The 14,361-nt window shown below is 60.8% G+C and carries 11 protein-coding genes; 8 read left to right on the top strand and 3 right to left on the bottom strand.

The window, feature by feature from the left end; genetic code table 11:
* Positions 1 to 139 precede the first annotated feature (139 nt).
* Entirely contained in the window at positions 140 to 1,723 is a 1,584-nt protein-coding gene (locus tag ACXMYO_RS11805; RefSeq protein ID WP_457808865.1) for a BCCT family transporter, read from the bottom strand.
* A 197-nt stretch (positions 1,724 to 1,920) separates the two neighbouring features.
* On the opposite strand from ACXMYO_RS11805, the gene ACXMYO_RS11800 reads away from it, so the two are divergent.
* Positions 1,921 to 2,166: a hypothetical protein gene (locus ACXMYO_RS11800; RefSeq protein ID WP_438764896.1), complete on the top strand. Its 246-nt coding sequence runs from the start codon at positions 1,921 to 1,923 to the stop codon at positions 2,164 to 2,166.
* A gap of 80 nt (positions 2,167 to 2,246) precedes the next feature.
* Here the strand turns inward: ACXMYO_RS11800 and ACXMYO_RS11795 are convergent, their stop codons facing one another.
* The gene (locus ACXMYO_RS11795) at positions 2,247 to 3,533 is read right to left on the bottom strand and encodes an aromatic ring-hydroxylating oxygenase subunit alpha (RefSeq protein WP_457808864.1); all 1,287 of its coding nucleotides are present in this window, start codon (positions 3,531 to 3,533) and stop codon (positions 2,247 to 2,249) included.
* A 358-nt stretch (positions 3,534 to 3,891) separates the two neighbouring features.
* Here ACXMYO_RS11795 and ACXMYO_RS11790 point away from each other — a divergent pair, with 358 nt between their 5' ends.
* Positions 3,892 to 4,998: an FAD-binding oxidoreductase gene (locus ACXMYO_RS11790; RefSeq protein ID WP_438764893.1), complete on the top strand. Its 1,107-nt coding sequence runs from the start codon at positions 3,892 to 3,894 to the stop codon at positions 4,996 to 4,998.
* A 158-nt stretch (positions 4,999 to 5,156) separates the two neighbouring features.
* Here ACXMYO_RS11790 and fdhA read toward each other — a convergent pair whose 3' ends face one another.
* On the bottom strand, positions 5,157 to 6,344 hold the full coding sequence (gene fdhA / locus ACXMYO_RS11785) for a formaldehyde dehydrogenase, glutathione-independent (protein ID WP_115853936.1): 1,188 nt from the start codon (positions 6,342 to 6,344) through the stop codon (positions 5,157 to 5,159).
* A 368-nt stretch (positions 6,345 to 6,712) separates the two neighbouring features.
* Between fdhA and glyA the strand changes: the two genes are divergently transcribed.
* The 6 genes from glyA (at position 6,713) to purU (ending at position 14,346) form a co-directional block, all read left to right on the top strand.
* Positions 6,713 to 8,044, top strand: coding sequence for a serine hydroxymethyltransferase (gene glyA, locus ACXMYO_RS11780; RefSeq protein ID WP_438764892.1), 1,332 nt, complete (start codon positions 6,713 to 6,715; stop codon positions 8,042 to 8,044).
* A 47-nt stretch (positions 8,045 to 8,091) separates the two neighbouring features.
* Entirely contained in the window at positions 8,092 to 9,342 is a 1,251-nt protein-coding gene (locus ACXMYO_RS11775) for a sarcosine oxidase subunit beta family protein (protein ID WP_438764890.1), read from the top strand.
* Positions 9,343 to 9,354: 12 nt separating this feature from the next.
* Positions 9,355 to 9,744 (top strand): sarcosine oxidase subunit delta family protein, encoded by a 390-nt coding sequence (locus ACXMYO_RS11770; protein WP_438764888.1) that lies wholly within the window; start codon positions 9,355 to 9,357, stop codon positions 9,742 to 9,744.
* Positions 9,741 to 12,782 carry a sarcosine oxidase subunit alpha family protein gene (locus tag ACXMYO_RS11765; RefSeq protein WP_457808863.1) on the top strand — a complete coding sequence of 1,014 codons (3,042 nt, stop codon included), beginning with the start codon at positions 9,741 to 9,743 and terminating at the stop codon, positions 12,780 to 12,782. Before ACXMYO_RS11770 ends, ACXMYO_RS11765 begins: the two co-directional genes overlap by 4 nt.
* Positions 12,775 to 13,410, top strand: a complete 636-nt coding sequence (locus ACXMYO_RS11760; protein WP_438764886.1) for a sarcosine oxidase subunit gamma family protein — start codon at positions 12,775 to 12,777, stop codon at positions 13,408 to 13,410. The genes ACXMYO_RS11765 and ACXMYO_RS11760 overlap by 8 nt, the downstream gene beginning before the upstream one ends.
* A 69-nt stretch (positions 13,411 to 13,479) precedes the next feature.
* A complete protein-coding gene (gene purU, locus ACXMYO_RS11755; protein WP_438764885.1) occupies positions 13,480 to 14,346 on the top strand; it encodes a formyltetrahydrofolate deformylase in 867 nt (288 codons plus the stop codon).
* Positions 14,347 to 14,361: the final 15 nt, after the last annotated feature.

The raw sequence follows: 14,361 nt of genomic DNA, 5'->3' as shown, positions 1-14,361 counted from the left end.
AGCATGTCGCGAGCCACCCGAACGCTCATGCTCCCAGACGCCACGGGAGATGGCATTTGCGACATGACGGCCCAGACAAACGAAAGGGCCACCCCGAAGGGTGGCCCCGTGCTCTGACAGATATATCCGATGCGTTGCCCTAAAGCGACTGAGCGGCCTTTGTTGATGCTTTTGGCCCATAAAGCTCTCGATGAAGGCCCATATAAAGGCTGGCGCACATCAAAAGCAGCACCACGGTGAAGGGCAGGCCTGTCGCTACGGCCCCGGCCTGAAGGGCGCTCATGGCGGTGGTGCCGCCGCCGTAGAGCAAAACGCCGGCAATCGAGCCCTGCATGGTGGCCCAGAAAACGCGCTGGCCGCGCGGCGTGTCGGTCTTGCCGCCGGCAGTGATGTTGTCGATGACCAGCGAGCCCGAGTCCGATGAGGTGATGAAAAACACCAGCACCAGAATGATTGCAAGCAATGAGGTCACACCGGACAGGGGGAGCTGTTCGAGCATGTGGAACATGGCAAGCGAGACGTCATCGATGCCGCCGGCCAGCTTGCCGATGTTGTTGGTGACCTGATAAAGCGCCAGACCGCCGAAGGTGCTCATCCAGATCAGGGTGACCACGGTCGGAATCAACAGCACGGCAATCAGAAACTCGCGCACCGTACGGCCTTTCGAAACGCGGGCAATGAACATGCCGACAAACGGCGACCAGGAGATCCACCACGCCCAGTAAAAGATGGTCCAGCCGTGATACCAGGTGCCATCGTCACGGCCGATCCAGTTCGACAGCGGCAGAATATGGGTGGCGTACGCCATGGCGGTGGTGCCGATGCCTGACAGCACGGTCAGGGTGGGTGCCACCGCAATGACAAACGCCAGAAGCAGCGCGGCGATGATCATGTTGATGTTGGAAAAAAGCTTTACGCCGCCATCAATGCCGCGCCAGACCGACACCAGGGTCAGCACGCTGACCACCACGATAATGGCCAGCTGGGTGCCCAGCGTATTGGGCACATTAAAGAGATAGGCGAGTCCGCCGGCGGCCTGGGAGGCGCCAAAGCCCAGCGAGGTGGCAAGGCCGAAGACCGTGGCCAGAACGGCCAGAATATCGATGATGTGGCCGGCCCAGCCGCGGGTATGCTTGCCAAGAATCGGATAAAAGGCCGAGCGAAGGGTCAACGGCAGGCCACGGTTATAGGCAAAAAAGGCCAGCGATAATCCCACCACGCCGTAGATGGCCCAGGGGTGCAGCCCCCAGTGGAACATGGTGGCGCCCATGGCCGCACTTGCCCCTTCAGCCGTGCGGGCCGGAGCGTTGAGCGGCGTGCCATACCAGTCGGTGTAGTAGGCCACAGGCTCCGCCACGCTCCAGAACATCAGCCCGATGCCCATCCCGGCGGCAAAGAGCATGGCAAACCAGGACATGCGCGAAAACTCGGGTCGGGCGTTGTTTCCGCCCAGGCGAATGCGACCGACCGGCAGCACGATCAGCGCCAGACAAAAGATGACGAAAATGTTGCCGGAAATCATGAAAAGCCAGTCGAAATGTTCGATCGACCAGTTTTTGGCCAGCCCCAGCTGCGCGTTGGCCATGTCGGGATAAATCAGGGCATAGATCAAAAAGGCGAGAATGGCGGCGGCGGAAAGCGGGAAGACGGGATGGTGAAAATCCATGCCCATCATTTGCTTGTTGTCCTGGCCCGACGTCAGTAATGAATCCTGGTCATCCATACACTGTCCTCGTTGTTGTTATGCAAACAGCCCCCTTTTCAGCTGTTCTGCATTCTTGTGTGCGGCCCCTGGGGCCATTTGTTTAAAAGCGACGCCGACATGTCCATTGCCGCTCGGCCGGGCGCGCCATTCGTCTATTGCCTTTAATATCGACCGGAAAGCAGCAGACCACAGGGCAACAACAAGAGGACGTGAAGATGATGATTGTCGATCTGATTGATGGCGATGATTTTCGCACGCGGCTGGTAGAACTTGGCGTCCATATTCCGGAAGGTGCGGGCCCGGATACCTGTGCGCGCATGGCGCTTTGCAAGCACCGCGGCGAGGGCGTAGAGGGTCTGAAGGCGCTGGTGGATGAGATGGTAAGACGCTCGGATATTCTGCTGCCGTCGGTACGACAGGCCATCGAAAAATATCTGTTGCCGGCGCTGAATCGGGATTAAAAAAGGGACCGGCTCACGGTTGGTGAGCCGGTCCCTTTGAGGACATCACCCGTTGCCGGGTGTATCAACGGGGCAAATGCCTAGCCCTTGGCCAGCTGCAGGGCCGGCGCTTCCTGACCCATGTGCGTGAGCATGCGCTCGCCGTACCAGTTAACGAAGTCGATGACGCCGAATTCGTAGGTTTCCGAGTAGGGCCCGGGCTGGTAGGCCCTGGAGTTGATGCCGCGCTGGTTCTCTTCGGCCAGCTGACGGTCCTGGTCGTTGGTGGCATCCCAGACGTGGCGCAGGTTGTCGACGTCGTAGTCTTCACCTTCGACCGCATCCTTGTGCACCAGCCACTTGGTCGTGACCATGGTCTGCTGCGGGCCGAGCGGCAGCACGCGGAACACCACGGAATGATCGCCCATGAAGTGATTCCAGGAGTTGGGCAGGTGCAGAATGCGCAGCGACCCCATGTCAGGGCTGGTCAGACGACCCATGAGCTTCTTGCAGCCCGGCTTGCCGTCCATGGTCATGGAGACCACGTTGTCCAGCAGCGGCGTGCGGGTCAGACGGTTGCGCTTGCCAAAGCGCTTGAGCTGCCAGGGCACCTGCTCCTGGTTCCAGTCGGCCTGCTTGCGGGTAACCAGCTCCTTGTACTTCTCGGTCGCGCGCGGGTCTTCAGTGTCATCGAACTCGATCAGCGAGTTCAAAAGCTCCGGGTGCGCGCCGTTGCAGTGATAGCACTCGCGGTTGTTCTCGATGACCAGCTTCCAGTTGGCCTGCTCAACGATGGTGGTCTGGGTAGCTACCTTGACGTTGTCCATGTCGTACGGTTCGAGGTAGTGCTCGAGCGTGACCAGGAAATCGTCGATGGCGGGCGGCTCTTCACTCAGGTTGATGAAGACAAAACCACCGGCGGTACGGACATTGACCGGCTTGAGCCCGAACTGGCCCAGATCGAAGTCGGTGCCCATGTCGCTGCCGGCAAACAGCAGCCGACCGTCGAGTTCATAGGTCCACTGGTGGTAGGGGCACACCAGCTTGGCGACCTTGCCCTTTTCCTTGGTACAAAGCCTGGACCCGCGATGGCGACAGACGTTGTGGAAGGCATGGATCACGCCCTCGGCACCACGAACGATCACGATCGGGTTGTCGCCGATCTCCAGGGTCATGAAATTGCCCTTGGCGGGAATTTCACAGGTCATGCCGGCGAAAAGCCATTCCTTTTCAAAGATTTCCTGCATATCGAGCGCGAAGAATCGAGCATCGTTATAGAACGGCTGAGGCAGGGAGTAGGTAGGGTTGCGATTCTGAAGCAGGTCAGCTGCGGCCAAACGTGCCTGATTCAGAGCGTCATCCGGTCCATATGAAGCTGTCATGTCCATACCAAATATCCTTTTCATTGTCGCGGTTTGCGAGAAAGCGACAACACGGTTGAGCGGATGTTATTTGTCTTGTGAGGCCTGGTATTCATGCATGGAAAAATCGATCCATCTTGATTGATGGCGATTGTGGTACACGGATGTGAGCCCCGGTTGTCTACCCGCGACATGAAAGAGTGTCACGACGACCTGATTGGTCGATGACAGACCGAAAATGGGGGTGAAAGGTATGCGCGTGTCGCTGACAGACAAGCCTGGTGTGAGAGGCGTCACCAGAATGCCAGACTGATAGGGTGTCGGACCGTGTCGTCAACACGGATCGACGAGCGAACAGCTGCGGCACTGCCAGGCAGAGAACATCATGACAATGAACTACTTCAATCCGGTTACAACCCAGACCTGGACCAACGGCCGCCATGAGGTTCGCTGCGTCAAGATCATTCAGGAAACCCCTGACGTGCGCACCTTCTGCTTCATGGCAGAGCAGCCCGTTTTATTCTTTTTCAAGCCCGGGCAGTTTGTAACGCTTGAGCTGGACATCGAGGGCGAGCAGATCATGCGCTCCTATACGATCTCCAGCTCGCCCTCCATCCCCTACAGCTTTTCGATTACCGTCAAGCAGGTCCCCGGCGGCAAGGTCTCCAACTGGCTGCACACCAACCTCAGCGTCGGTGACAAGCTGGCCGTTCACGGCCCGGTCGGCAACTTCAACTCGATCGATTTTCCGGCCGACAAGGTGTTGTTTCTCTCCGGTGGCGTCGGCATCACCCCGTTGATGTCCATGACGCGCTGGTTTTTCGACACCAACGCCAATGTGGATGTCGAGTTTATCCACAGTGCGCGTGCCCCGCGCGATGTGATCTATCACCGCGAGCTGGTGCACATGTTCTCGCGTATCCCCGAGTTCAAGCTGCACATCGTGTGTGAAAAGAAAGAGGATATCGGCGAGGCCTGGGCCGGCTATCGGGGCTTTCTGACCCAGCCCATGCTGGAGCTCATGGCGCCTGACTTCCTTGAGCGCGAGATATTTTGCTGCGGCCCCGTGCCCTACATGAACGCGATCAAGAATATCCTGCGCGAGAACAACTACGACATGGATCACTACCATGAAGAGCTGTTCGGCGCGACGCCTGCCGACGTCAAGGAAGAGGCGCTGGAGATGGCGGAGATGGCCGAGGAAGCGGCCGAAAACGTCGACGAGGCCGATCTGGTCACTGTCGAGTTTGCCTCCTCCGGCAAGAGTGTCCAGGTCCAGCCCGGCGAGACGGTGCACAGTGCGGCGGCTCAGCTGGGACTTCACATTCCCAAGGCCTGCGGCATGGGGATCTGCGGTACCTGTCGGGTCGAGCTCAAGTCAGGTGAGGTCGAGATGGACCACAACGGCGGGATTACGGATGAAGACATCGAAGAAGGCTATATCCTGTCGTGCTGCAGCCGCGTCAAGGGGGATCTGGTCGTCGACTTTTAGGGTTTGATAACAACGGGCGGCGATGACGGATGCCATCGCCGCCCGTCATCAGGCAATCACTTCGACCACCCCGACGACAGTTACTAAAAAACGCTCATGACCCGCAGGTCATGAGCGTTTTTTTACAGGCTTTTGTCAGTGCCTGGCGTCAGGCCCGTTCAGGCAGCGCCAAGCATGCCGTGCGGGTCCAGTACGAACTTGCTGGCAACGCCTGCATCAAACTCTTCATAGCCTTTCGGTGCTTCTTCAAGGCTAATGATCTGAGCGTTGACGATCTCGGCGATGTTGAGACGCCCGTGCAGGATGGCCTGCATCAGCTGACGGTTGTACTGAACAACCGGGGTCTGACCGGTATGGAAGGAGTGACCCTTCGCCCAGCCCAGGCCAAAGCGCAGGCTCAGACTGCCGGTCTGTGCGGCCTTCTCGGTCGCGCCCGGATCTTCGGTGACATAAAGCCCCGGAATGCCGATGGAGCCGCCTTCACGGGTGACTTCCATCATCTGGTTGAGCACCACGGCCGGCTGCTCCTTGCCACCATGACCGACGGCTTCAAAGCCTACCGCGTCGATGGCGCTGTCCACGCTGGGCTCGCCGACGACGGCGGCGATCATCTCACCAAGACGGTCGTGCTTGTTCAGATCGATCGGTTCAAAGCCCATCTTGCGCGCATGTTCCAGACGCTTGGGATTGAAATCGCCGATCATGACCACGGCCGCACCCAGCAGACGCGCAGAGGCAGCCGCTGCCAGACCGACCGGACCTGCACCTGCCACATAGACGGTCGAGCCTGCACCGACACCGGCTTTCAGAGCACCGTGGAAGCCGGTCGGCAGAATGTCGCTCAGCATGGTCAGGTCGCGAATCTGGTTCATCGCCTGATCACGGTCCGGGAACTTGAGCAGGTTGAAATCGGCATAGGGCACCATGACGTAGCGCGCCTGACCGCCGACCCAGCCACCCATGTCGACATAGCCATAGGCACCGCCGGCGCGGTCGTCGTTGACGTGCAGGCACAGGCCGGTATGGCCTTCCTTGCAGGTCCGGCAACGGCCGCAGGCCACGTTGAAGGGTACGGAGACGATATCGCCGATATCGAGAAACTCGACATCCTTGCCCTTTTCGATGACTTCACCGGTGATCTCGTGACCCAGCACCATGCCCTGGGGCGCGGTGGTACGGCCACGCACCATGTGCTGGTCGGAACCACAGATGTTGGTGGAGACCACCTTCAGGATGACGCCATGTTCAATGGGCCTGCCATTGGGCGTTTCCATTTTCGGGTAGGCAATGTCCTGTACTTCGACCTTGCCCGCGCCCATGTAAACCACGCCGCGATTGTCTGACATGCTGGAACCTCCTGGTGCCATCACTTGTGTTTAAAGAGACCAGGCCAGCAAGGCGCGTTTTTTGCACTAAAAAGGTGCAAAAAGACGGCCAGGCGGATGCCTGGAGGTCTAGAGTGGATCAGCGGAGAAGGGGAGAGTTGTCCGTGCGCGACGTCGCAAGGTGGCTGGGCGACGTCGTTATCCGATGGTCTTATGCCTGTCGCTTAATGACAGCCATGTCGCAAATACACCAGGCGGTGACGTCGGCAAGCATTTCGGGGCAGGGGAGCAGCGATACCATCGCAACAGGATAGCGTGCGACAGAAAGGCGCGGCACCGCATTCGACCCATTCAGGATAATAAACGATTTGATGATGATAGGAGGCGTGATGCTTCATCATGGTTTCTCCCCCAGCGCTCAACTGTCTGACTACGACACGGACCTGGCCGAGGCGATCGCTGAAGAGACACAGCGACAGGAAGCGCATATCGAACTGATCGCTTCCGAAAACTACGCCAGTCGCTACGTCATGCAGGCCCAGGGCACGCAGCTGACCAACAAGTATGCCGAGGGCTATCCGGGCCGTCGCTACTATGGTGGCTGCGAGTTCGTCGACAAGGTCGAGGCCATGGCGATCGAGCGTGCCTGCGAGCTGTTCGGTGCCCACTATGCCAACGTCCAGCCGCACTCCGGTGCCCAGGCCAATGCCGCCGTTTTCATGGCACTGGTCAACCCCGGCGACACCATTCTGGGCATGAGCCTGGCCCACGGCGGCCACCTGACGCACGGTGCCGCGCCGAACTTCTCCGGCAAGAACTACAACGCCGTGCAGTACGGCCTGAATGCCGACACCGGTCAGATCGACTACGACGAAGTGGCAGCGCTGGCGCGTGAGCACCAGCCGAAGATGATCATCGCCGGCTTTTCCGCCTATTCACGCGTGATCGACTGGCAGCGCTTTCGCGAGATTGCCGACGAGGTCGGTGCGTATCTGATGGTTGATATGGCGCACATCGCCGGTCTGGTGGCCGCCGGTCTCTACCCGAGTCCGCTGCCTCACGCCCACGTCGTGACCACGACGACCCACAAGACACTGCGCGGCCCGCGCGGCGGGTTGATCCTGTCGGCCGACGCCGATGAGACGCTGTATAAAAAGCTCAACGGCGCGGTTTTCCCGGGTCAGCAGGGCGGACCGCTCATGCACGTGATCGCGGCCAAGGCCGTGGCGTTCAAGGAAGCCATGACCACGGAGTTTGCCGACTATCAGCGCCAGGTGATTGCCAATGCGCGTGCCATGGCCGGCGTGTTCATTACCCGCGGCTTTGACGTGGTCTCCGGCGGCACCGACGACCATCTGTTTCTGGTCTCGCTGATCAAGCAGGGCGTGACCGGCAAGGACGCCGATGCGGCACTCGAGCGTGCCTGTATCACCGTCAATAAAAACGCCGTACCCAACGATCCGCAAAGCCCGTTTGTCACTTCGGGACTGCGTATCGGGACCCCGGCTGTGACCACACGCGGGTTCATGGAAGAGGATTGTCAGGCACTGGCGTCCTGGATCTGCGACATTCTGGATGTGCTCGCAGAGCAAAATGACACCGACGCGGTCGAGCGCGATGTTCGTGGCAGGGTGGAATCCCTGTGTGCACGTCATCCCGTCTACGGCCAGAGCACCGACCGGGCGAATCAGCGACTCGAGAGTGAAGCCTCCGTAGTCTGAACACGGCCGACAGCAGGCTCCCTCGGGGCCGATCAAGGAGAAAGCTCATGCAACGTTATTCCGGCTTCGGACTGGTTAAACACGCGTTCGGTCACCACGAAAACTGGGAGCGCCAGTGGCGCAACCCCGAGCCCAAAAAGCAATACGACGTCATTATCGTCGGTGGTGGCGGTCATGGCCTTGCCACGGCCTACTATCTGGCCAAAGAGTTTGGCGTCAAAAATGTTGCCGTCATCGAAAAGGGCTGGCTGGGCGGCGGTAACACCGCGCGTAACACCACCATCGTGCGCTCCAACTATCTGTGGGACGAAGCGGGACGGCTCTACAACCACTCGCTGGATCTGTGGAAGGGGCTGTCTCAGGATCTGAACTACAACGTCATGTTCTCCCAGCGTGGCGTGCTCAATCTGGGCCACACCCTGCAGGACATGCGCGACATTCAGCGCCGCGTCAACGCCAACCGTCTCAACGGCATCGACAGCGAAGTGGTCACGCCGCAGCAGGTCAAGGAGATCGAGCCCGAAATCGACATCACCAACCGGGCGCGCTATCCGATCATGGGCGCGTCCTGGCAGAAAAGTGCCGGTGTGGCCCGCCACGATGCGGTGGCCTGGGGCTATGCCCGCGGCGCCGACTCTCACGGCGTGGACATTTTGCAAAACACCGAAGTGACCGGCTTCAAGATTCGTGACGGCAAGGTGCTGGGCGTGCACACCAACCGGGGCGACATCGAAGCCCATACCGTGGGCTGTGTGGCCGCGGGCAACTCGGGCGTGCTGGCGAAAATGGCCGGCATCAAGCTGCCGCTGGAATCCCACCCGCTGCAGGCGCTGGTGTCCGAGCCGCTCAAGCCGATTCTCAACACGGTCACCATGTCCAACCACGTTCACGGCTACGTGAGCCAGTCCGACAAGGGCGATCTGGTCATCGGTGCCGGTATCGATGGCTATCTCGGCTACGGCCAGCGCGGCAGCTATCCGACCATCGAGCACACCCTGCAGGCCATCGTCGAGATGTTCCCGATGTTCTCGCGAGTGCGCATGAACCGCCAGTGGGGCGGCATCGTCGATACCTGCCCGGACGCCTGTCCGATTCTGTCCAAGACGAAGGTCAAGGGTCTGTATTTCAACTGCGGCTGGGGTACCGGCGGCTTCAAGGCCACCCCCGGTTCGGGACACGTTTTTGCTGCAAGCCTTGCCAAAGGCGAAATGCATCCCATCGCTGCGCCCTTTTCCATCGACCGTTTCCATACCGGTGCGCTGATCGATGAACACGGCGCCGCTGGCGTGGCGCACTGAGGAGAGCCCAACATGTTTTATATCTTTTGCCCCTACTGCAAGGAGCATCGCGAAGAGGAGGAGTTTCATCCCCGCGGTGAGGCCCACCTCATGCGTCCCGAGGACCCGGACAACACGACCGACGAAGAGTGGGGCGACTACCTGTTCTTCCGTGACAACCCGCGTGGCATCCACCACGAGATGTGGGTGCACTCGGTCGGCTGTCGCAAGTTTTTCAACATCACCCGCAACACGGTGACCTACGAAATCCTCGAGACCTATCCGATGGGCGAGCAGCCGACCATTACGGCCGACAGTCCCGACATTCGTCACGAGCAGGGCGCCCAGGTGGCCGACGGTGGCTGGCAGACCGTCGGCGCCCGGCCCGAGAACAAGGCGCTTAACGAGGAGACCTCGTCATGACCCAGACCAACCGACTTTCGTCAGGCGGGCGCATCGATCGCTCCCACGGTCTCGAGTTCACCTTCAACGGTCAGAGCTATCAGGGCTACGCCGGTGACACCCTGGCCTCGGCGCTGCTGGCCAACGGCGTGGATATCATCAACCGCAGCTTCAAGTACGCTCGTGCCCGCGGCGTCGTCGCGGCCGGAGCCGAAGAGCCCAATGCCGTGGTGCAGCTGGGCGCGCGGGAAGAGACCCAGGTACCCAACGTGCGGGCCACACAGCAGGGCCTTTACGACGGTCTGGTGGCGCGCAGCACCAACGGCTGGCCCAACGTCCAGCGTGACGTGATGAGCTGGGTCGGCAAACTGGGCGGCAATTTCATGCCGCCGGGCTTTTACTACAAGACGTTCATGTCGCCGGCCTCGATGTGGATGACCTATGAAAAATACATCCGCATGGGCGCCGGCCTGGGTCGCGCGCCGACCGTGGCCGACCCGGACATCTACGACCACATGCACCATCACTGTGACGTGCTGGTCATCGGTGCCGGCCCGGCCGGTCTGGCGGCCGCGCTGAGTGCCGCTCGTGGCGGCGCCCGCGTCATGCTGTGCGATGAACAGGAAGAGATGGGCGGGTCGCTGCTGGACAGCCGCGACACGCTCGATGGCAACGCTGCCGTGTCCTGGGTCGAACAGACGCTCAACGAGCTGGCGTCCATGGAGACCGTGACGCTGCTGCCGCGTACGACCGCCAACGGCTATCACGACCACAACTTCATCACGCTGCACGAGCGTCGCACCGAGCATCTGGCCGACACTGCCAGTGACGCCGGTTTCCAGGGCCAGCCCCGTGCAAGGCTGCATCGCATTCGTGCCACCCGTGTCGTGCTGGCCAGCGGTACGCATGAGCGCCCGGTGGTGTATGCCAACAACGACCTGCCCGGCAACATGGTGGCCGGTGCCGTATCGACCTATATCCGTCGCTACGCGGTCGTGCCGGGCAACACGCTGGTGCTCACGACCAGCAACGACCATGCCTATCGCGCCGCGCTGGACTGGCAGGAAGCGGGTCGCAAGGTCGTGGCGATCGTTGATGCCCGCCCCAATCCGGATGGTGATCTGGTACGTCAGGCCCGTGACAGCGGCATTCGCGTGATTACCGGCAGTGCCGTCATTGAGGCGAAGGGCGCGCAGCGTGTCAGCGGCGCCCGTGTCTCGGCCATCGATCTGGATCATTTCGTGGTCACCGGACGTATCGAAGATCTGGAGTGCGACACCATCGCAAGCTCCGGCGGCTACAGCCCCGTGGTGCACCTGTCGTCGCATACCGGCACGCGTCCGCAGTGGAATGAAGAGCTGCTGGGTTTTGTGCCCGGCGAGGTCAAGGGCATGATCAGCGCCGGCGGTGTGACAGGCCGGTATGGACTGGAAGAGACGCTGAGCGACGGCGCTCGCGCCGGTCGCCAGGCCGCCATCGACAGCGGCCTTGATGAAGCCGAAGAGCTCAAGCTGCCAACGATCAAGGCGCGTCGTGACGGCCCGGCCTGTGCGCTTTATCAGGTGCCGCACGAGAAAAAGGGCGCGCGTGCGCCCAAGCAGTTCGTGGACATGCAAAACGATGTCACGGCCTCGGCCATCGAGCTGGCCACCCGTGAAGGGTTCGAGTCCATCGAACATGTCAAGCGCTATACCGCGCTGGGCTTTGGTACCGATCAGGGCAAGCTGGGCAACATCAACGGCATGGCCATTGCCGCACGCTGTCTGGGTCGCTCGATTCCGGAAGTGGGCACCACGGTCTTTCGTCCCAACTACACACCGATCACCTTTGGTGCCATCGTGGGCCGTCACTGCGACGAGCTGTTCGACCCCAAGCGCTACACCGCGCTGCATCAGTGGCACGTCGAAAACGGCGCCGAGTTCGAGGACGTCGGTCAGTGGAAGCGTCCCTGGTACTTCCCGCGCAACGCCAACGGCAAAAAGGAAAACATGCATGACGCCGTGGCGCGCGAGTGCCTGGCCGTGCGTGAAGGCGTGGGGATTCTGGATGCCTCGACGCTGGGCAAGATCGACATTCAGGGGCCGGATGCCCGTGAGTTTCTGGGCCGCGTCTACACCAACAAGTGGGCCAAGCTGGAGCCGGGCCGCGTGCGTTACGGTCTGATGTGCAAGGACGACGGCATGCTGATGGACGATGGCACCACCAGCTGCCTGGGGGACAACCATTTCCTGATGACCACTACCACCGGTGGCGCGGCCGCCGTACTGGAGTGGCTGGAAGTCTGGCATCAGACCGAATGGCCGGAGCTGCAGGTCTATTTCAACTCGGTGACCGACCACTGGGCCACCATGACCGTGACCGGGCCCGATGCGCGCAAGCTGATGTCGGAAGTCACCGACATCGATCTTGATCGCGAGAAGTTCAAGTTCATGGACTGGAAGGAAGGCAACGTGGCCGGTGTGCCGGCGCGCGTGTTCCGTATCTCCTTCACCGGTGAGCTGGCCTATGAGATCAACGTTCAGGCCAACTATGCCATGCAGGTCTGGAAAACCCTGTTCGAGCACGGTGAGAAGTACAACCTGACGCCTTACGGCACGGAAACGATGCACGTGCTGCGCGCCGAGAAGGGGCTGATCATCGTCGGTCAGGACACCGACGGTTCGGTAACGCCCGAGGATCTTGGCATGCACTGGGCCATCGGCTATGACAAGCCGTTCCACTGGATCGGCAAGCGCGCCCTGAGCCGCCCGGACACCATGCGTGGCGACCGCAAGCAGCTGGTGGGTCTCAAGCCGAAGGATGCAAGCGTTGTGCTGGAGGAGGGCGCCCAGATCGTGCTCGACCCCAATCAGGGCATCCCCATGAGCATGGTGGGCCATGTGACCTCGAGCTACTACAGTCCGGTGCTCGACAGCGGCTTTGCACTGGCCGTGCTCAAGGAAGGCCGCGAGCGCATGGGCCAGACGGTCTATCTGCCCATGTCCGATGGCAAGGTGCACGAGGCCGAAGTGGTCAGCACCGTCTTTATCGATCCCAAGGGAGAGCGCCAGAATGTCTGACGTCAAGGAATTCCAGAGTCGCCCGACCGACACGTCACAGGCCGAGTCACCCCTGGAGTGGTCGCTGCACGAGCAGAAATCGCTGCCGCACGCCTCCAACCCGGGCGTGACCCTGAGCGAGAAGCCCTTCATGGGGCACTTGATCCTGCGCGGCGGCGCCATCGTGATCGATGAGGCAGTACGCGACGTGATGGACCTGGCCCTGCCGGCCAGACCGCACGCGCTGGTCAGCGATGACAGCGGCGAGCGCTCGATCCAGTGGCTCTCCCCGGATGAGTGGCTGGTCATCGTGCCCGGTGGCGAGGAGTTTGAGCTGGAGCAGAAGCTGCGCCAGTCGCTGGGCCAGTCCCACTTCAGCATCGTCAACGTCAGCGGCGGTCAGACCGTCATGTCGCTCAAGGGAAATCGGGCCCGTGAGGTGCTCATGAAGTCCATTTCCTACGATGTGCATCCGCAGGCGTTCCCGGTCGGCAAGGGGGTGTCCACGGTGTTTGCCAAGGCCACCATTATCCTGCGTCGGCCCGAAGAGAACGGCTGGGAGCTGATCATTCGACGAAGCTTTGCCGACTACTGCTATCGCTGGCTGCTTGATGCCTCGAAAGAGTATGGCGTTCGCGTCGTACGCTAGGCCTCAAAGGGCCGGAGGCACACGCCTCCGGCCTTTTTTATGCGCTAAAGGAACAACAAGAGAGACGTCATGACCCGAACCGCCGATACCTGGATTCTTGCGGCGCAGTGCCCCAGCCTTCTGGGCACCGTGGATGTCGTCACGCGCTTTCTCAAGGAGCAGCGCTGCTACATCACTGACCTCAACTCCTTCGATGACCGCGTCAACGAAGGCTTTTTTATTCGTGCCGAGTTTCGCCCGCTGGAAAACGACTTCAGCAGCGAGGCCTTTGAAAAAGAATTTGGCGAGCGCGCGGTCGATTTCGACATGTCCTTTGAGCTGACCCCGCCCAACAAGCGCACGAAAGTCGTGATCATGGTCTCAAAGGCCGATCACTGCCTCAACGATCTGCTCTATCGCTACCGGACCGGTCAGCTGCCCATGGAGATCTGCGCCGTCGTCTCCAACCATCCGGATCTGGAGCCGCTGGCCCAGTGGCACGGCCTGCCCTGGTATCATCTGCCGGTCACGCCGGAAACCCGCGAGCAGCAGGAGCAGCAGATCCTCGACATCGTCGAACAAAGCGAGGCCGAACTGGTGATACTGGCGCGCTACATGCAGGTGCTGTCAGCGCCCATGTGTGATGTGCTGGCCGGACGCGCCATCAATATCCATCACTCGCTGCTGCCCGGTTTCAAGGGCGCCAAACCCTACCATCAGGCCTATGAAAAGGGCGTGAAGCTGGTGGGGGCCACGGCGCACTACATCAACAATGACCTTGATGAAGGGCCCATCATTGCCCAGGGGGTCGAGACGGTAGACCACGCCCACTACCCGGAAGATCTGGTGGCCAAGGGGCGCGATATCGAGTGTCTGACCCTGTCACGCGCGATCGGCTATCACCTGGAGCGGCGCGTCTTTCTCTACTCGGGCCGAACGGTGGTGCTCGGCCACTGACAGGGCACCAAAAAC

This window comes from Kushneria sp. EE4 (assembly GCF_977968315.1).
Note: the sequence above shows the minus strand (reverse complement) of the source record. Positions and strands in the feature narration are given on the sequence as shown.